The organism is Gordonia sp. NPDC003585 (assembly GCF_040610755.1).
Classification (GTDB): domain Bacteria; phylum Actinomycetota; class Actinomycetes; order Mycobacteriales; family Mycobacteriaceae; genus Gordonia.
Window position 1 is genome coordinate 1 of the sequence record NZ_JBEXMX010000096.1, and the last position, 18,879, is coordinate 18,879.

The 18,879-nt window shown below is 66.9% G+C and carries 15 protein-coding genes; 6 read left to right on the forward strand and 9 right to left on the reverse strand.

The window, feature by feature from the left end; all coding sequences use genetic code 11:
- The 3 genes from ABZW74_RS20970 to mqo form a co-directional block, all read right to left on the reverse strand.
- A partial coding sequence (locus tag ABZW74_RS20970) for a VWA domain-containing protein (protein WP_355279070.1) occupies window positions 1–1,735 on the reverse strand: 1,735 nt, incomplete at its 3' end.
- Entirely contained in the window at window positions 1,732–2,196 is a 465-nt protein-coding gene (locus ABZW74_RS20975; protein WP_240856900.1) for a GNAT family N-acetyltransferase, read from the reverse strand. The genes ABZW74_RS20975 and ABZW74_RS20970, both read right to left, overlap by 4 nt.
- Window positions 2,197–2,242: 46 nt before the next feature.
- Window positions 2,243–3,778, reverse strand: a complete 1,536-nt coding sequence (gene mqo / locus ABZW74_RS20980; RefSeq protein WP_240856899.1) for a malate dehydrogenase (quinone) — start codon at window positions 3,776–3,778, stop codon at window positions 2,243–2,245.
- 147 nt (window positions 3,779–3,925) lie between these two features.
- Here mqo and ABZW74_RS20985 point away from each other — a divergent pair, with 147 nt between their 5' ends.
- Entirely contained in the window at window positions 3,926–4,966 is a 1,041-nt protein-coding gene (locus tag ABZW74_RS20985; protein WP_240856898.1) for an alpha/beta hydrolase, read from the forward strand.
- Complete coding sequence (locus tag ABZW74_RS20990) at window positions 4,963–6,369, forward strand: mycothione reductase (RefSeq protein WP_240856897.1); 1,407 nt, start codon at window positions 4,963–4,965, stop codon at window positions 6,367–6,369. Before ABZW74_RS20985 ends, ABZW74_RS20990 begins: the two co-directional genes overlap by 4 nt.
- Window positions 6,370–6,658: 289 nt before the next feature.
- Here the strand turns inward: ABZW74_RS20990 and ABZW74_RS20995 are convergent, their stop codons facing one another.
- Together ABZW74_RS20995 and ABZW74_RS21000 are read right to left on the reverse strand one after the other, a co-directional pair.
- Complete coding sequence (locus tag ABZW74_RS20995; protein ID WP_240857028.1) at window positions 6,659–7,462, reverse strand: alpha/beta hydrolase; 804 nt, start codon at window positions 7,460–7,462, stop codon at window positions 6,659–6,661.
- Between the two features lie 85 nt (window positions 7,463–7,547).
- A complete protein-coding gene (locus ABZW74_RS21000) occupies window positions 7,548–9,068 on the reverse strand; it encodes a cobyric acid synthase (protein ID WP_240857027.1) in 1,521 nt (506 codons plus the stop codon).
- A 157-nt stretch (window positions 9,069–9,225) separates the two neighbouring features.
- Here ABZW74_RS21000 and ABZW74_RS21005 point away from each other — a divergent pair, with 157 nt between their 5' ends.
- Complete coding sequence (locus ABZW74_RS21005; protein WP_355279074.1) at window positions 9,226–11,439, forward strand: protein kinase; 2,214 nt, start codon at window positions 9,226–9,228, stop codon at window positions 11,437–11,439.
- Window positions 11,440–11,484: 45 nt separating this feature from the next.
- Here ABZW74_RS21005 and ABZW74_RS21010 read toward each other — a convergent pair whose 3' ends face one another.
- On the reverse strand, window positions 11,485–12,300 hold the full coding sequence (locus ABZW74_RS21010; protein ID WP_240856895.1) for a hypothetical protein: 816 nt from the start codon (window positions 12,298–12,300) through the stop codon (window positions 11,485–11,487).
- A gap of 148 nt (window positions 12,301–12,448) precedes the next feature.
- Complete coding sequence (map, locus tag ABZW74_RS21015; protein ID WP_240856894.1) at window positions 12,449–13,312, reverse strand: type I methionyl aminopeptidase; 864 nt, start codon at window positions 13,310–13,312, stop codon at window positions 12,449–12,451.
- A gap of 140 nt (window positions 13,313–13,452) precedes the next feature.
- On the opposite strand from map, the gene ABZW74_RS21020 reads away from it, so the two are divergent.
- The 3 genes from ABZW74_RS21020 to ABZW74_RS21030 are packed head-to-tail and all read left to right on the forward strand — an operon-like array spanning window position 13,453 to window position 16,357.
- Window positions 13,453–14,496, forward strand: a complete 1,044-nt coding sequence (locus ABZW74_RS21020) for an ABC transporter substrate-binding protein (RefSeq protein ID WP_355279078.1) — start codon at window positions 13,453–13,455, stop codon at window positions 14,494–14,496.
- The gene (locus tag ABZW74_RS21025; protein WP_355279081.1) at window positions 14,493–15,587 is read left to right on the forward strand and encodes an iron ABC transporter permease; all 1,095 of its coding nucleotides are present in this window, start codon (window positions 14,493–14,495) and stop codon (window positions 15,585–15,587) included. Before ABZW74_RS21020 ends, ABZW74_RS21025 begins: the two co-directional genes overlap by 4 nt.
- Complete coding sequence (locus tag ABZW74_RS21030; protein ID WP_355279084.1) at window positions 15,584–16,357, forward strand: heme ABC transporter ATP-binding protein; 774 nt, start codon at window positions 15,584–15,586, stop codon at window positions 16,355–16,357. Before ABZW74_RS21025 ends, ABZW74_RS21030 begins: the two co-directional genes overlap by 4 nt.
- Window positions 16,358–16,575: 218 nt before the next feature.
- Here the strand turns inward: ABZW74_RS21030 and ABZW74_RS21035 are convergent, their stop codons facing one another.
- Complete coding sequence (locus ABZW74_RS21035; protein WP_355279091.1) at window positions 16,576–18,402, reverse strand: penicillin-binding transpeptidase domain-containing protein; 1,827 nt, start codon at window positions 18,400–18,402, stop codon at window positions 16,576–16,578.
- A 63-nt stretch (window positions 18,403–18,465) separates the two neighbouring features.
- Window positions 18,466–18,879: GNAT family N-acetyltransferase (locus ABZW74_RS21040; RefSeq protein ID WP_355279087.1), on the reverse strand; the 414-nt coding region annotated here is incomplete at its 5' end.

Consider the following 18,879-nt stretch of genomic DNA (forward strand, 5'->3'; position numbering starts at 1 on the left):
GGCCCGCGGTGGCGCGACCATCGGTGAGCACCACCAGCAGCGGACGACGCTCGGGCTCGCTGCGGCGCGATCGCTCGATCACGTCGGCCGCCATCAACAGACCTTCGGCGAGCGGAGTCCGACCGCCCGTGCGGACGTCGGCGAGTCGGCGTACGGCGATGTCCACGGACTTGGTCGGGGGAACCACCAACGACGCCTGCGTACCTCGAGCGACGACGACGGCCACCCGGTCGCGTCGGGTGTAGGAGTCGCGGAGCAGGTCGACGCACAGCTCCGACACCGCCGCCAGCCGTCGCCGCGCGGTCATCGACCCGCTGAGGTCGACGACAAACACCACGAGGTTCGACTCCTGACCGACGCGCTGTGCGGCGCGCAGGTCGGGTTCGACGATCCGGGGTCGCGGAGCCGAACGCGCCGCCGCATTGAGCACAGTTGCGAACAGGTGCACCGGGCGACCCCGTTCGAAGTCGATGGCGTGGGTGGTCTGGCCGCGACGGCTGCGGGCGCGCGAGCGGCGCCCAGGTTCGCCGTCGCCGATCCCTTCGACCCGCAGCGTGCGCAGACGCCGACCGGTCGGCGTGGTCGCAGGCCCGAACCGGGGTCCTGGAGCGTTGTGCGACGTCGATGATTCGCTGTCGGATGGCGCGTCGATGGCTTCGGGAGCAGGGGATTGGCTCGTGCCGCCTTCCGGCGGATTCCCCTGCGGCCCATCCCCATCCGGTCCGCCATCATCTGGACCATCATCATCTGGACCATCAGCGTCTGGGCCATCAGTGGGCGGCCCGGCTGCGGAGTCGCCGGCGTCCATCGCGTCGTCGAGTTGCTCGTCGGTGAGCCCCGACTCGTCAAACGGGTTGCGGCGCCGACGATGCGGGAGCGCAAGCGCCACCGCGGCGCGCACATCGGACTCGTCGACGGTGTCGACACCACGCCACGCGGCGTGCGCCGCGGCCGTTCGTGCGACCACGATGTCGCCGCGCAGGCCGTCGACCTCGAGGTGGGCACAGATCCCCGCTATGCGACGTAGTTCGGCGACGGGCAGCTCAACCGAGGCCACCGCGGCCCGTGCCGACGAAATCCGTTCGGCCAGTTCATGTTCGTCGTCGGCATGCTCGGCAACGAAGGTCTCCGGGTCGGCGTCGAAGGCCATGCGTCGCGCGATGACCTCCACGCGCTCGTCGATGTCCTTGCCTGCCACCACATCTACCGCGAGACCGAACCGGTCGAGCAACTGCGGTCGCAGCTCACCCTCCTCCGGATTCATCGTCCCGACCAGGACGAAATCGGCGGATTGCGTGTGCGACACACCATCTCGCTCGATGGTGACCCGACCGCTCGCCGCCGCGTCGAGCAAAACGTCGACGAGATGGTCGGCCAACAGGTTGACCTCGTCGATGTAGAGCACACCGCCGTCGGCGCGTGCAAGCAGACCCGGTGTGAAGTCCGCGCGACCATCCCGCAGCACCGACGTCAGATCCAGCGAACCGATCACCCGGTCCTCGGTGGCGCCGATCGGCAGTTCCACCACCCGGCCCCGGCCGGCATGGTCGGAGAGGAGCGGGCCGAGACCACGCACGATGGTCGATTTGGCGGTGCCCTTCTCGCCGCGGATCAGCACGCCGCCGATGCCCGGCGAGACCGCCGAAAGAATCAGCGCAAGCTTCAACTGCTCCTGGCCGACGACTGCGCTGAACGGGAACCGCGCACGGGACTCTGAGTCGCGCGAGTCAGTCATGCGTCACCACGCACCATCGAGACGTGTGGAATGCCATCCTCCAGGTACTCGTCACCCTCGGCGACAAAGCCGAAGGTGGCGTACATCTGCGTCAGATAGGTCTGTGCCTCGATCCGGCACGGCCGCTCGCCGACCTCGGCCAGCGCGGTCTCCATCAGCCTCGTCGTGAGGCCCTGCCCGCGATATGCCCGGTCGGTGCAGACCCGTCCCACCCGGAACATGGTCCCGCCATCGGAGGCGGGCGGATCCTCGAGCAGACGCAGGGTCGCCAACACGGCACCGTCGTCGTCGGCCACCCACAACTGCCGGGTGGTCGGCTCGAGGTCCCGACCGTCGAGTTCGGGATACGGACACGACTGTTCGACCACGAAGACATCCACCCGCAGCCGCAGGATGCGGTAAAGCGTCTCGACGTCGAGGTCGAGGGCCCAACTCCGGTGCACCTGTCCAACTGCGGTCATGATGTCGTGACTATCACACCCGTGGGCGTTCGCATACCCGCGTCGATCAGCCTGCAGTGGCCGGCGCGAGGGTCTCCTGCACGGTCGTCGGCGCCGCCACACCACGGGCGTCGGTGAGCTGCAGGCTGGCGTTGGTCCAATCCCACACCTCCCGATAGAGGTCGCGGTTGCCGGACAGCTTCTGCCCGAACGACGGGATCATGGTCGTCAGCTTGGCCGACCAGCCTGCGTACTCCTGCGGGAAGCACTTCTCGAGGACCGACAGCATCGCAGGCACCGCGGTCGACGCGCCCGGCGAGGCGCCGAGCAGGCCCGCGATGGTGCCGTCACCCGCCGCGACGACGGCGGTGCCGAATTCGAGGCTGCCGCCCACACCGGTCTTGCGGATCACCTGCACGCGCTGACCTGCGGTGATCGTCTCCCAGTCGGAGCCGTCGGCACGCGGGACGAACTCCGAGAGTGTCTTGACCCGGTCGGCGAAACTCGCGGCGAGCTCGCCGAGCAGGTACTTCACCAGACCCATCTCCTGGGTGCCGACCGACAGCATCGGCAGCAGGTTGTTGGGCTTCACCGAGAACGGGAGGTCGGTGATCTTGCCGCTCTTCAGGAACTTCGGCGACCAGCCCGCGTACGGGCCGAACAGCAGTCCCGGCTTGTGGTTGATGACGCGGGTGTCGAGGTGCGGCACCGACATCGGCGGCGCACCGACGGCGGCCTGCCCGTAGACCTTGGCCTGGTGCTCGCCGATCAGGTCGGGGTTGGTGCAGCGGAAGAACTCGCCGGACACCGGGAAACCACCGAAGCCCTTGGCCTCCTTGATGCCCGATTTCTGCAACAGGTGCAGTGCGCCGCCACCGGCTCCGACGAACACGAACTTGGCGTGCACCGTGAGCTTCTCGCCGGTACGGGTGTTCTTGACCTTGACGATCCAGCTGCCGTCGGACTGCTTGCTGAGGTTGGTGACCGAGTGGCCGAAGAAGATGTCGGCGTTCTGTCCGACGTAGTTGAGGAGCTGCTGGGTCAGCGCACCGAAATCGACGTCGGTGCCCTCGGTGAACCAGTTGAGGGCGATCGGATCGGCGAAGTCCCGACCGGCGGCCATCAGTGGGAGCCGGTCGGAGAAGACGGCCGGGTCGTCGATGAATTCCATGCCCTCGAACAGGGTTTCCCGGGACAGCTTGTCGTGACGCTTGCGCAGATACTCGACGCCGGCGTCGCCGTGGGTGAACGCGACGTGCGGGATCGGATTGATGAACTCGCTGGGGCTGCCGAGAATGCCCTCGTCGACCGCATGTGCCCAGAACTGGCGCGACACCTGGAACTGCTCATTGATGGTGATCGCCTTGTCGATGTTGACGTCACCGTCGGCCGTCTTCGGGGTGTAGTTCAGTTCACACAGCGCCGAGTGCCCGGTACCGGCGTTGTTCCACGGATCGCTGGACTCCGCGGCGGCGGCATCGAGGCGCTCGAAGAGCGCGATCGACCAGTCGGGCTGCAACTGCCGGATCAGCGCTCCGAGGGTCGCGCTCATGATGCCCGCGCCCACCAGCGCGACGTCAGTCTTGATCACCGGTTTCGACACCTGGACTCCACTTCACTGTTTGCAGTTCGACGCACTGCTTGCACTTCCACGATCTAGGGCCATTGTTCCCCATCACCCCCACCGAATCGGAATCGACCTGGACAAGTGTGGGCTGGGCGACACAGCCGACGACGATCCGACATCACTATGGTGGACGTCGTGACCGCTTCCCCAGGCACCGATTGGCAGCCGGACCGTTTCCTGGACCACTACCAGCTTCGCACCATCCCACTGGGACCCGACCCGGACGGCGAGGACCCCATCACCGCGACCCTCGTGCGGAAACCGTCGAACGAACCGCCCGAAGAACGCCCCCGAGGAGCCGTCCTCTACATCCACGGCTTCACGGATTACTTCTTCCACGAGCCTCTCGCCGACCACTTCCACCACCGCGGATACGCCTTCTACGCGATCGACCTGCGCAAGTGCGGACGATCTCTCGGTGAGCAGCACACCCCGCATTTCACCACCGACCTCGACGCGTACGACGAAGAACTCGACAAGGCGCTCGACATCATCACCGCCGAAGTGGGCGCCGACACACCGATCCTCGTCGCAGCGCATTCGACCGGTGGCCTCATCGCCTCCCTCTGGCTGGATCGGCTGCGCGGCTCCGACCCCGCGCGTCATGCCCGTGTCGACGGTCTGCTGCTCAACAGCCCCTGGTTCGACCTGCAGGGTGACGCGCTGCTGCGGACCCTTCCGATCACGATTTTGATCAAGGCGGTGGCCGCGGTTGCGCCCAAGCGAGTCATCCCGCGTGAACTCTCGGGCGTCTACGGCGAGAGCATTCACGAGAGCGTGAACGGCGAATGGGCCTACGACCTCAAGGTGAAGCCTCTGGGCGGATTCCCGGTGACCTTCGGCTGGCTCGACGCCGTCCGCACCGGTCAGCGCCGACTACATCGCGGTATCGACGTGGGTGTGCCGTCACTGGTCCTTCGATCAGACAAAACATACTTCTCGCGCCGCTATTCGGAGTCGGTCGACGTTGCTGATGTCGTGGTCGACGTCGGCCACATCGCGCGCTGGAGTGGCTGTCTCGGCGATCGCGTCTCGGTGGTGCCCATTCCCGGCGCACGGCACGACGTGTTCCTCTCCCGAGCGCAGGTTCGGGAATGCGCCTACCGCGAGGTGGACGGCTGGCTCGGCCACGTCGTGGAGCCGACGCGGGGGGTCAACGCATGACCGCGACAACGACGGTGACCCAGGTGGTCGATCTGGCCATCATCGGCTCCGGCAGCGGCAACTCGATCCCCGACGACCGGTTCGCCGAGAAGTCCATCGCCATCTTCGAGGAAGGCGTCTACGGCGGCACCTGCCTCAACGTCGGTTGTATCCCGACGAAGATGTTCGTCTACGCCGCCGAAGTCGCCGAGATCGCCACGCACGCCGATCGACTCGGTGTGCACTCGCGCGTGGAATCCGTCGACTGGCCGGCGATCGTGGACCGGGTGTTCGGCCGGATCGATCCGATCTCGGCGGGCGGTCGGGAGTATCGCGAACAGCGGTGCGAGAACATCACCGTCTACTCGTCGCATGTCGAGTTCGACGGCCGCGACGACCAGGGCCGCTATCGGCTGGTCACCGCCGACGCCCTGGTACTGGCGTCCGAGGTGGTTCTGGCCGCGGGATCGCGCCCGACCATCCCGCAGCCGATCGCCGATTCCGGCGTCCGCTACCACACCAACAACGACGTGATGCGGCTGCCGAAGCTGCCCGAGCATCTGGTGATCGTCGGAAGTGGTTACATCGCGGCGGAATTCGCGCACGTGTTCGGCGCGCTGGGCAGCCGGGTGTCGATGATCGCCCGCAGTGGGCGCCTGCTGCGCAAGCTCGACGACGACATCGCCACCCGCTTCACCGAATTGGCGTCGGCCAAGTGGGACGTCCACCTCGATGCAACACTGGCCGGAGCCGAGAACCTGCCCGACGGCCGCGTACGAATCGCTCTCGACGATGGCACGTCGCTCGACGCCGACGCGCTGCTGGTCGCGACCGGCCGCGAGCCCAACGGCGACCGGCTGGGTCTCGGATCTGTGGGCATCGACCTCGACGCCGAGGGTCGGGTCGTCTGCGACGAGCACGGTCGGACCGCCGCCCGTGGCGTGTGGACCCTCGGCGACGTGAGCTCGCCGTATCAGCTCAAACACGTGGCCAACCACGAGGAACGGGTGGTGCAGGCCAACCTCCTGAAGGGTTGGGACGCAGCGGATCTGGCGAGCTTCGACCACCGGTACGTACCTGCGGCCGTGTTCACTCACCCGCAGATCGCGTACGTCGGGATGACCGAGGCCCAGGCTCGCGCGTCGGGTCGCGACATCACCGTCAAGGTGCAGGCCTACGGCGATGTGGCCTACGGCTGGGCGATGGAGGACACCTCCGGCTTCTGCAAGCTGATCGCCGAACGCGGCACCGGAGAACTGTTGGGCTGCCACATCATCGGACCGCAGGCACCGACGGTGATCCAGCCGGTCATCCAGGCGATGTCCTTCGGTCTGCACGTACCCGACATGGCCCGTGGCCAGTACTGGATTCACCCCGCCATGCCCGAGGTGCTCGAGAACGCGCTGCTCGGTCTCGACATCTGAGAGGCACCGCGAGCCGGTCGCGGAAACCGCACTTGTCGCCAGAAACCTCAGGTGTGGCCACAAACCACTGGTGCGCCTCGGGTTTCTGACCAGACACGCGGTTTCTGAAAATCGCCGTCGCCACAAGAAAATAATGGAAGAAACCTCTTCCCCTACCCTTGGTGTCCTCCCCCAGAAATTTCTCGCGGACGACTATGAAACCCGGGGAAGAAGTTCTTCCCCTAGATTTTGCGGGCAGGACGCTGGCGCATTTCCCCAGTTCAGCGGTTGGTCACCAACCTCGGCTAATTCAGAACACCGCCGACCGCAATGCGATCTCGCTGGCGAGGGCGGGCGCGGCATTCTGCGGAACCCAGTGGTCGACGTCGGGGAGTTCGCAGAACCGGAACTCGGAGTAGACGTAGCGCGCCGACCCGGTGGCCGGCCCTCGGCCGATCGACGGGTCGCTGTCGCTCCACACCAGGGTGGTCGGGATCTCGACCGGACCGCAGGACATGTTGGCGGAGATGTCCGACACGAGGTTGGCGCGGTACCAGTTGACCGCCGCGGTCATCGCGCCCGGCTCGCGCAGCGGAGGTATCTCCTCGGCACTCACACCCAACTGCTGCAGCCACGCACCGCCCTTGGCGAGGAATTTGTCCTCGATGCCTTCGGTGACGAATTCCTTGATGTAGGACGATCTCTCACGCTGATCGCCGTCCTTCACCGCCTCCCGCATCGCGCTCGGATGGCCCATCGACACCGCCACCAGGCCGGTGAACCGATCCGGATGGTTGGCCGCCAGATGCCAGGCGACGACACCCCCGAAGTCGTGTCCGACGAGGATCGCGTAGCTCACCTCGAGCGCGTCGAGCAGGCCGACGGCATCGGACACGATGTGCTTCATCCGGTAGGCATCGACGTCGTCGGGGCGCGCACCCGGGCTGTAGCCGCGCTGATCGGGGACGATGGTCCGCAGGCCCGATTCGTGCAGCCTCGGTACCACCGCGTCGTAGCACGAGCCGTTGACCGGAAACCCGTGTAGCAGCAGCACCCAGGGTCCCCGGTCCGGTCCGCCGATGCGGACATCGAAGGTGAGGTCTCCGACGGTCACCGACCGCAGTTCTGTCTCCACCCGCCCCACGATAGGTGACCGATACGACAACTGCGGTGACACTCGGTGCCCAAACCGGTCGTGGTCATTCGGACGGTTCCAGGCGATGGGTGATCGTCGGCATCACCGGCGGGCCGTCGGCGATGATGTCCACGACCGCGGACATGTCGATGTTGGCGGTGATCAGATCAGCCATCAAGTCGACCTGCGCCTGCCGGATGGCGCCGACATCGATGTCGGGCGCAGGCTCGAACCCGGGCTTACCGGCCTCTGCTGCGACGCGTCGCAGCAGGTCACGGCGGAAATCGTTGTTGGCAAGGAGTCCGTGCCAGTGGGTCCCACGGACCGCTCCGCGCGTGGCACCCTCTCCTCCGTGGACGTCGTCGACGAGCCACACGTCTTCGGTGGAGCCCACGATTCGTCCGTGATGGATCTCATAGCCCTCGACACGGTGCCCGTCCACGGCGCCGGCGACCCGTCGCAGCGTCTTCCCCGAGTCGAATGTCACGTCGAGGTCGAGGATGCCCAGACCGTCGACTCGTCCGGCACCGGACTCGACCGGATCGTCGATGCTGCGGGCCAGCATCTGAAACCCGCCGCAGATCGCCACGATCGGAGCACCCCGCCGGACGCGCGCCACCAGGGCGTCGCCGATGCCCCGCGCCGTCAACCAGCCCAGGTCGGAGACCGTGGCGCGGGTCCCGGGCAACACCACCAGGTCGGCGGCATACACGCTTCCCGGGTCGTCGACCCAGGTCACATCCACTCCTCGTTCACACGCGAGGGCCTCCACATCGGTGGAGTTCGAGATTCGCGGCAACCTGATCGCCGCCACCGACAATCGTTCTGGGCCACCCGAGGCGATCTCGTCGAGCGGTCCGACGCGTCGACCGACCGGCGCGTTGAGCGAGTCCTCGGCGTCGAGCCACAGATCGTTGGCATACGGAAGCACACCGAGGGTGCTCCGGCCGGTCAGTTCCCGCAGGCGCTCGAGTCCGGGTTCGAGTATCAAGGGATCCCCGCGGAACTTGTTGACGACAAAGGCGGTGATCAGTGCCTGATCAGCCGGGTCGAGGATCGCCGTCGTGCCGAACAGGTGGGCCAGCGAACCGCCCCGATCGATATCGGTGACGAGCAGAACCGGAAGCCGATGCCGTTGTGCCAGACCAAAATTGGCGATGTCGGTGCGACGCAGGTTGATCTCGGCGACCGAACCTGCCCCCTCGGCGATCACGACGTCGAAGTCACGTCGCAGCGACTCGAACTCGTCGGCGACCACGTCGGCGAGACGTCCCCGCCAACGCACGTAGTCCGCAGCACCCACTTCGCCCGCAGGTTGTCCGCGCAGCACCACGTGCGAGCGGCGATCGCCTCCCGGCTTCAGCAGGACGGGGTTGAATCGGGTCGACGGTTCCAGGCCACACGCAAATGCCTGTAGTGCTTGGGCTCGGCCGATCTCACCCCCGTCCGGGGTGACCACAGAGTTGTTGGACATGTTCTGCGCCTTGAACGGCGCCACGCGGACGCCGAGTCGGTTCAGCGCCCGGCACAGACCTGCGACGACCAGGCTCTTCCCGGCGTCGCTGCTCGTCCCACCGACGAGCATCGCACCGCGCAGTCCTGTCACGACGCCAGGGTACGGCGAGCGACTCGCGTGTCGTCACCGGCACCGCGGCTTGGCATGGGATTTCACCCACACGCTATCGTGTGGCCACGGGCGCGGTTCGGGGTGAGCTGCCCAACTAGCAGGTAGGGGGTGAAGCGTGGTTGCCTTGCAACCCGGTGCTCGATTCGCCGGATATCGCATCATCCGCCTACTCGGCGAGGGCGGGATGGGGCAGGTCTACCTCGCCGAACATCTGTCCCTGGGCCGTCTCGAAGCCCTCAAGATCATCTCGGCCAACCCCACCGACCCCACCTTCCACGAACGGTTCGGCAACGAGGCCCGTACAGCGGCAGCGCTGGACCATCCGGGAATCGTGACGCTCTACACCTACGGCGTCGAGGACGGAAGCCCATGGTTCTCGATGAGTTACCTCGAGGGCAGCGACCTCAACGCCAGCCCCGCCCTGCCGCCCGCGGACGTGTCGACGATTGTCACCAAGGTCGCCGAGGCCCTCGACTACGCCCATGGCCGCGGCGTGATCCACCGGGACATCAAACCCGCCAACATCTTGGTGCGCAGGGACCAGTCTGGTCGGATCTCGCGGGTCACAGTGCTCGACTTCGGGATCGCCCGCCTGATCGACTCGGCAAAAATGACGGCGACCAATCTGTTCATCGGCACTCTCGCCTACGCGGCGCCGGAGCTGCTGACCGGCGTCGACGCCGGGCCGGCCTCGGACCAATACGCGCTGGCCTGCACGGCTTTCCAATTGCTGACCGGCCGGCAACCGGTCGCCGGGGACACTCCGGCGACCTTGATCACCGGGCATCTGTCCGGCGGCATACCTCGCCTGAGTGCACAGAATCCGTCCCTCGCCTGGCTCGACCCGGTGTTCGCACGAGCGCTGGCGAAGCGGCCTGAAGACCGCTACGCCTCCTGCTCGGATTTCGCCGCGGCGTTGGCACGTGCGGTCGCGACAGCGTCCCCGGACGTCACCCGTGTCGCTGCACCCACACCCCCGCAGCCGCCATCGACCTCGCCCCCACGGCAAGGACCGTCCGGACCACACCCCGGCCCATTCACTCCGTCGGGCCGACCACCAACCGCCATGCAGCCGGTCAACGGGCCCTATCCGGGATACGGCCTCACCGGTCCGCCGCCGAACTACTACCAGGGCACCGGGCCGCAGCCCGGCATGCCACCGGGCCCCTCGTCCGGTCGCCGCTACGGTCTGATCGTCGCTGCAGTGATCGGCGTGCTCGTCGTCCTCGGGGCGATCATCGGGACCACCGTCGCGCTGACCGGCGGAAACGATGACGATTCGACCACCACAACGGCCGGTGAATCGACCGAGTCCACGTCGAGTTCCGCGGCTCCCGTCTCGGGGGTACTACAGAGTGTCGCGGCCGGCGGCGACACCACGTGCGCGGTGAAACTGGGCAACGTCTATTGCTGGGGCAACAACGAATACGGGGCGGTCGGCGACGGCACCACCACAAACCGCACCGTGCCCACCCGCGTGCCGGGCATCAGCAACGCCACCCAGGTGAGCGTGGGTGGCCTGGGTACCACCTGCGCGGTGGCAGGCGGCCAGGCCTACTGCTGGGGTTACGGGATCGGCGAGGGACGCTCGGCAACCAGTCCGACACCGATCACTGGCCTGGGAACGGTCACGAAGATCTCCGCGGGCCTCACCATCTGCGCGATCAGCGATGCGAAAGCATACTGCTGGCGCAACAACATAGACGGGCAGGTCGGCACCGGCAACACCGCATCGGTGTCCACGCCGACCCTGGTGGCCGGTATCTCCGACGTCACCGACATCGACACCGAACACACGACCACCTGCGCCATTGCCGGCGGAGCCCCGTATTGCTGGGGTAACAACGACAAGGGGCAGGTCGGCGATGGCACCACCGCCAATCGCTACACACCGACGAGGGTGTCGGGGCTGACCACGGCGACTTCGATCGGGACGAGCCTGTACTCGTCGTGCGCGGTGTCGGGCGGTGACGTCTACTGCTGGGGCTCCAACAGCGACGGCGAGCTCGGCGACGGAACCAAGACCAACCGGCTGACACCCACAAAGATCGCCGTGAGCGGAGCCACCGATGTGTCCGCCGCCGCCTACTCGGGTTGCTCCGCGGCGAGTTCGTCGGCGTATTGCTGGGGTAATCGCAGTGCGGCCACCGACGGCACGCCTGCGCGAGTCGACGGCGTCGACAACGTCACGGCAGTGTCCATCAGCAGTGCCACGGTGTGCGCCATCTCGGGTGACGATCTCTACTGCTGGGGCCTCAACGGCGACGGCCAAGTCGGCAACGGAACCACCGAAACCATCCAGACGCCGGTCAAGGTCACCTTGCCCTGACCGAGCCTGGCCCGACGTGTAATGGTGCCGACGGGTACTGACGCCCTACTGGGCCGCCGCGATCCGGGCGCGCTGCGCGACGAACATCCGTACGAGGTTGGTGTTCACATCGGGACCCACCGTCGGCCCGGTGGTGCTGGTGAGGCCATACCCGGCCTTGAAGGAGGTACCCCGCTCGACACCGAGCAACAGTTGGTTCACGACGGACACCGTGGTGGTTCCCTGAACGACGGTCACGACCATGCGCACCGCGTTGTAGGGGCTGGTGATACCGGGCAAGGTGATCCGCTCCATGGTCACTCTCGCCGGGATGTCCTTGCCGTCGTCGCGGATGGTCACCCCGAACGCTGCGCAGGTGGCCAAGATCCTCGCGAAGTTGTCGGTGTAGTCGAGGTCGATGCTCTTCTTGACACCCGCGGTGTAGCTTTGGTCGCCGCCACCGCTGATGTCTGCCTCGATCTTGCGTTCGGCCCTGTCGACCCCCGGCTCGTCTCGATCGTTGTTCTTGACGAAGTCCTGGCATTCCGGGTTGTCGACGGTGATGTCGCTGTCGTCATCGTCGGGGCCGGTCTCCAGCGAGAACTTCCCGCCGGCGAGTGGTGGGAAATCCGCTTCCGGCAGCACGAGCTGGGCGGCCGTCGCGGTCGGCAGCACAGCCGTCGTCGTGGTTGTCGAAGCGGTCGAGGTTGCGCTGGTCGAACCGGATGCGGGCGAGCCCGCGTCGGATGAATCGTCACCGCAGGCGCCGATCGTCAGGACCATTCCGACCGACACGGCGATGCCGGCGATCGTCTTCGGAGTCCGGCCACAACCTCGCCGGTTCGGTGACCGCCGTGCCGTCTGAACCTCGGTAGCACCCATGGCCTCGACCTCTCGTCTCTTCGCTGTGACGGAACGGATTCGGACACAGAATAGGCGCGCGACACCCGGCGGCGGGCGAGAATGTGCTCAGTCGGCGGCAGGGATGCACGCCGGAACGCACAATCCGCGCTGCACGGACCCCCGACCGTCAGGCGTCGGGCAGGGTGAGGATCTCGGCTCCCTGGTCGGTGACGACCAGCGTGTGCTCGAATTGCGCGGTCCACCGCCGGTCGGCGGTCACCACGGTCCAGCCGTCGTCCCACAGCTCCCAGGGCAGCGCGCCCAGGTTGATCATCGGCTCGATCGTGAAGACCATGCCGGGTTCGATCACGGTGTCGACGTTGGGCTCGTCGTAGTGCAGGACGACGAGGCCGTTGTGGAAGGTCTCGCCGATGCCGTGCCCGGTGAAGTCGCGAACCACGTTATAGCCGAACCGATTCGCGTACGACTCGATCACCCGGCCGATCACGTTGAGCTCTCGACCCGGTTTCACCGCCTTGATCGCGCGTTCGGTGGCGATACGGGTGCGCTCGACGAGATCGGCGGCCTCCTGGGATACGTCGCCGGCAAGGAAGGTCGCATTGGTGTCGCCGTGCGCGCCGTCGATGTAGGCGGTGACGTCGATGTTGACGATGTCGCCGTCGGCGATGACCGTCGAATCCGGGATGCCGTGGCAGATCACCTCATTCAGTGATGTGCAGCACGATTTCGGGAAGCCCTTGTAGCCCAGGGTCGACGGGTACGCACCGTGATCGATCATGTACTCGTGAGCGATCCGGTCGAGCTCGTCGGTGGTGACCCCCGGAGCGACGGCCTTACCGGCCTCGGCCAGCGCGTTGGCGGCAATCCTGCTGGCGATCCGCACCTTCTCGATGGTCTCCGGCGTCTGGACCCACGGCTCGTGGCCCTCGTTGACGGTCGCTTTCCACGCGTACTCGGGACGTTCGATCGATTCGGGTACCGACAGGGTCGGCGAGACGACACCGGGCTTCAACGGGGCGCGGACAGACATGGGAACCAGTTTATGTGAGAGCCGACGGGCGACGGTCGGCGGCGCGGCCACGACGAAGGTGACAACACCGCACTCACTAAGGTGACAGTAACAACGACACCGCAATAGCAACGACACCGCATCGGAGGGCGAAGGACACCATGGGCCGGATCGGCACTCTCGTGCGAGCGACTGCGGTGCCCGTCGCGCTCGCATTCGTGGCGATCACCGCGACAGGTTGCTTTGTCGCACCGATCGAGCAGGCGCCGACATCGGTGGCCCCGGCCGAACATCTGCGTGATGGTCCGCAGACGGCGACCCTCCCGTCCGACGACGTGGAACCGATCGCCACCGATCCGCCGGCGCGACTACCGGTGACGGTCGATTCGCTGCGCTACGGCAAGGTCACGGTGACCGACGTCAGCCGGATCATCGCGGTCGACCGCAATGGCACACTGGGCACCCTCGTGTTCTCGCTGGGCCTGGGCTCGCACGTGGTGGGTCGGGACACGTCGACCGCTTTTCCATCGGCGCTGCGACTGCCGGTCGTGACCAACCGCGGACACACCCTGAACGCGGAATCCGTTCTCGCGCTGGCCCCGACGATCCTGCTGGTCACCGACGCCACCCTGCCGCAGACCGCGGTGGATCAGATTCGCAGTTCGGATGTGACGGTCGTGGTGTTTCCCGGTGCGCGCAATCTCGCGTCCAACAACGCGCTCACCCGTGCGGTCGCGACCGCGCTCGGTGTGCCCCGGGAAGGCGAACTCCTCAACGCACGCACCGATTCCGAGTTGGCAGCAGCCCGACGACTGGTGCCTTCACCGTCCGGGGATCCGGTGATGGCCTTCATCTACATTCGCGGACCCGCGATCCTGTACCTGCTCGGTCCGGGTTCCGGCGCCGACGACTTGATCGCCGCCGTCGGCGGACGCGACGCCGCCGAACACGCACACATCGACGAACCGCTGACGCAGGTGAACGCGGAGGTCATGCTCGCGGCGAATCCCAATGTGATCCTGGTGATGACCGAAGGCGCCGCGACCGTCGGCGGACCGGACGGTGTTCTCGCCCTGCCGGGTATCGCGGAAACCGACGCCGGCCGTCATCGTCGCGTCGTGCAGATGGACCAGACCAAGATCCTCGCGTTCGGACCGGAGGTCGGCGAGGTCGTCGCCGCATTGGCACGGGCGATCTACACATGAGTGCGCCGACGACGACACCGCCCACGACCCGATCGCGACACCGCACCCGCAATGTGGTGGTGGTCGCGGCCATGCTGCTCATCACCGCGATCCTGGTTCTCGTGTCGGCGGGCACCGGGCAGGTCGTGGTACCGCCGTCGGAAGTCCTGGGGTCGCTGCTGCACCACTTCTACCTCGACGTCGGGCCACTGCCGAGCCATCCGCTGGGCGAGGCCGCCCTCTGGAACGTCCGCTTCCCACGCATCGTCCTGGGGCTGCTGGTCGGGGCCGCGCTGGGTGCAGGCGGTTGTCTCCTGCAGGGCGTGCTCGCGAATCCCCTGGCCGAACCCGGCATCATCGGCGTCTCGTCGGGAGCCGCGGTCGGCGCGTGCCTGATGATCGTCATGACCGGCGGAACCACCGTGGGCGAAGGGACCCTCTCCGCCAACTGGGCAATCGCCGGCGCCGCGTTCGTCTTCGGTCTCTTCACCGCATTCGCCATCTACATCCTCTCGCTGCGGGACGGCTCGTCGTCGGCAATCATGTTGATACTGACCGGCATTGCGGTCAACGCGTTCGCACTCGGCATCATCGCCTACCTCACCTCGGTGGCGAGCACCGAACAGCGCGAGCAGATCGTGTTCTGGCAACTGGGCTCACTCAGCGGCAAGGGCTGGAACGAAGTGTGGGTGTCGGCACCCCTGATCGTCGCCGGCATCGCCGCGTCGATGATCCTCGTCCACAAGCTGGATCTGCTTGCGCTCGGCGAGATCCAGGCCGCCTCGCTCGGTGTGAACGTGGAGTTGGTCCGACGCCAGGCGATCGTGCTGGTCTCCATCCTCACCGCCGCCGCGGTGGCGTTCGCGGGCATCATCATGTTCGTCGGCCTGGTGGTTCCCCACGTGATGCGGCTCATAGTCGGTCCTCGACATTCGATCTTGTTGCCCACCAGCGTGATCGGCGGAGCGCTCGTCATCACCGCCGCCGACCTCGCGGCGCGTGCGGCTCCCGGAGTAGGCGAACTGCCGATCGGGGTGTTCACGGCGCTGATCGGCGGCCCGGTGTTCTTCGTCCTGTTGCGCCGCAGCCGGCACGCCGGAGCGGGCTGGTGAGCCCCGACACGACGGGGATCCTGGCGCAGGAGGTGTCCGTCGAACTCGGTGGTCGCGACGTGGTGCGCGAGGTGTCGCTGCATGTCCACCCGGGAGAGTTGGTCGCGCTCGTCGGCCCCAACGGCTGCGGCAAGTCGACCCTGCTGTCGGTGCTGTCCGGCACGCGCGCGCTGCGCCGTGGACAGGTGTGGATCGACGGGATCGCGATCGGCTCGATCCCGATGCGGGAGTTGGCCCGTCATCGATCACTGGTCACTCAACAGAATCGCGCGGACACGCCGTTCACCGTGGCCGAGGTGGTCGAGATGGGTCGCTACCCGTGGCTGCGCACCCCCGATGCGGCCCGCTCTCCAGAGATCATCGACGACGCGATGCGACGCTGCGACCTCACCGACATCGCCGATCGGCCCTTCTCGCAGTTGTCCGGCGGCCAGCAGGCCCGGGTGTCGCTCGCCCGCGCCGTCGCCCAGGACACCCCGGTGATGATGCTGGACGAACCGACCGCGGCCCTCGACATCCGGCATCAAGAGCAGGTTCTCGACATCCTGCGCGCGCACCGCGACGACGGTGCCGCGGTACTCCTCGTCGTCCACGACCTGTCGCTCGCGGCCGCCTACGCCGACCGGGTCGCGGTCATGAAGGAGGGCAAGTTGCTCGCCGCCGGCCCGACACGCGAGGTGATGACGCCCGAATTGCTCACGGAGACCTACGATCATCCGGTCGAGGTCATCGAGCACGACGGTCGGCTGCTGGTCCTTCCGCATCGGTGAGGCCGGACCGGCCGAGGTGCTCAGAATCCGCACTCGTCGCGAGAAACCGCGGGTAAGAAAACTCGTCTCCTACCCTTGGAGTCCTCCCCGCGAATTTTCTGGGGGACGACTCCGAACCTCGCGGAAGAAACTTCTTCCCCTAGTTTTGGTGGGACGGCCGCCGCGAAGTCTCCGCATACCCCAGTTCTGGAGGCCGACAGCAGTACTCTTCGGATCAGTCAGGCCGCGTAGCCGGGCGGCAGGAAGTTGAAGAAGTCTCGGGTGACGCCGACCGCATTGTTCGAATCGCCGCCGCGCACAACGAGTGTGGCGAAGGCGAGGTCGCCTCGGTAGCCCGCGAACCACGCGTGCGAACCACCGTTGAACTCGGCCTCACCGGTCTTGCCGAAGATGGCACCCAGTCCGTCGATGGTGGTCGCGGTGCCGCTGGTGACCACGGCCCGCATCATCGGCCGCAACTGAGTGACAACGCCGGGCGCGAGTCTCGCTGTGGGCCCTGAGACGGCAGTCGGCTTGCCGAGGATCAGTTGCGGCACAGGAGCTTTGCCGTTGTTGGCCACGGTCGCGGCAACCAGCGACAGCCCGAGCGGGCTCACCAGTACCCTTCCCTGACCGAAGCCGTCTTCGCTGCGCGCGACGGTCTCGGTGGCGATGGGTACCGATCCGGAGACCGCGTCGAGGCCGGCGATCGAGTACTGCGGTCCGACGCCCATCGCCGCCGCGGTGTGCGCGAGATCCGACGGACCCATCTGGCTGGCCAGTTTCGCGAAAGTGGTGTTGCAGGACTGCGCGAACGCGGTCAGCATCGGGACGGTGCCCAGCGAGAACGCGTCGTAGTTGGGGATCAGCCGAGGACCGATCTGGATCTCACCCGGGCACGGCACCATGGTGTCCGGATGCGCGATGTTCCGACTGATCGCTGCGGCGGCGGTCACCATCTTGAAGGTCGAACCCGGCGGATACAGGCCGGTGGTGGCGATCGGCCCCTGGCGGTCGGCGGCGGGGTTCTGCGCGACCGCCAGAATTCGCCCGGTCGACGGCTGAACGACCACCATGGCGATCTGAAAGTTGTTGGTGGCGTTGACCGCCCGCTGCGCCGCATTCTGCACCTGACGGGACAGGCTCAGCGACACCGCCGGCGCGGCCTGCGGGGCGTGATCGGCGAGGATGTCGGCGTCGAGCCCGTTCGGATTGACCGTCGCGACACGCCAGCCGACGCGACCGTCGACCTCGCCGTCGACCACGCGCTTGACCTGCGAGAGCAGGGCCGGGGCGAACCGCGGATCGCGTGCCACCAGTTCGGCCTGCTCGTTGTGTCCGACACCCGGTATTGCGAGCCGGTCGCGCAGGCGATCGAAGTTCCGGCGGCTGAGCCGGAGGATCGGGTACGGCCCGTTTTCGGCGGTCGACTCCTCGGCGATGACCTGTGCCGACAGCGTCCGGTCGAACGGGCGCAGCACCTCGACGAGGCGGGTGACCGAATCGGCGACCGACCCCTGCTCAGCCGCTTCATGGGCGTCGAAGGTGACGCCGATGACCGTTCCGTTGACCATCACCTCCGAGCCGTCGGACTCGTTGACGGTGGCCCGCGGCGCTTCGGTGATACTCAACGAAAGACGTTGGTCGGCACCGAGACCCGGATGGATGTTGGTGGACACCCACCGCACTCCCCAACCGTTGTCGGACCGTCCGAGCCGCACCATCGCCCGATAACCCCAGTCGCGGCTGCGGGGCAGGTGCCATTGATAGTCGACGGCGACGTCGGCGGTGTCACCGGTGATGTCGACCTTGCCCGCCTTTGCGTCCATGGACTGCGCGGCCAGACCGGACCAGGCGCTGTTCATGGCGTTCTGGGCGATCTGCGGATTGTCGGTGAGCGCTGCCGCCGCGACGATGTCGCGGGCGCTGAACGCGGTCAGGAACCGTTCGGCCGCTCGACGGGGTCCGTCGTCTTCATCGGTTGCGCAACCGGCGATTCCGAGCACGACGAGGGCACACACCACCAGACTCGCCGCCTGGATTCCACGTCGTCGCCACTGCCACATCAAGAGGTGAGTTTATGGCCGCCGCGTCGGCTTGACGGAGTGCCACGCCCGGGCAACACCAGTTCAGTCGACGAGAATGGTGGCAAAGGTGCCGACATCAACGAAACCCACCCGCGCATAGGCGGCGCGCGCTGCGACGTTGAAGCTGTTCACGTAAAGGCTCGGCGTTCGGCCGTGCGAGATCACGGCCTCGGCAACCGACGCCGTCCCCGCGATACCCAGTCCCTCACCACGGCGATCCGGAGCGACCCATACGCCCTGGATCTGACCTACCCGCCGCGACAGCGATCCGATCTCCGCCTTGAAGACAACCCGCCCGTCGTCGAAGCGGGCGAACACCCGCTGCGCGTTGACCAGCGACGCCAGCCTCCGGCGGTACGAGCGGCCACCGTCGCCGGCGGTCGGGTCCACGCCGACCTCGCCGATGAACATGTCGATCGCGGCCGGCAGGTAGGCGTCGAGATCGTCCATGGTGAC

Bases quoted from the DNA above. Each gene is read 5' to 3' on its own strand.
- ABZW74_RS20990 (WP_240856897.1), top strand. From the start codon at position 4,963: ATGACCGCGACAACGACGGTGACCCAGGTGGTCGATCTGGCCATCATC.
- ABZW74_RS21020 (WP_355279078.1), top strand. From the start codon at position 13,453: ATGGGCCGGATCGGCACTCTCGTGCGAGCGACTGCGGTGCCCGTCGCG.
- ABZW74_RS21035 (WP_355279091.1), bottom strand. From the start codon at position 18,402: ATGTGGCAGTGGCGACGACGTGGAATCCAGGCGGCGAGTCTGGTGGTG.
- ABZW74_RS20985 (WP_240856898.1), top strand. From the start codon at position 3,926: ATGGTGGACGTCGTGACCGCTTCCCCAGGCACCGATTGGCAGCCGGAC.
- ABZW74_RS20975 (WP_240856900.1), bottom strand. From the start codon at position 2,196: ATGACCGCAGTTGGACAGGTGCACCGGAGTTGGGCCCTCGACCTCGAC.
- map (WP_240856894.1), bottom strand. From the start codon at position 13,312: ATGTCTGTCCGCGCCCCGTTGAAGCCCGGTGTCGTCTCGCCGACCCTG.
- ABZW74_RS21010 (WP_240856895.1), bottom strand. From the start codon at position 12,300: ATGGGTGCTACCGAGGTTCAGACGGCACGGCGGTCACCGAACCGGCGA.
- ABZW74_RS21025 (WP_355279081.1), top strand. From the start codon at position 14,493: ATGAGTGCGCCGACGACGACACCGCCCACGACCCGATCGCGACACCGC.
- ABZW74_RS21000 (WP_240857027.1), bottom strand. From the start codon at position 9,068: ATGCTCGTCGGTGGGACGAGCAGCGACGCCGGGAAGAGCCTGGTCGTC.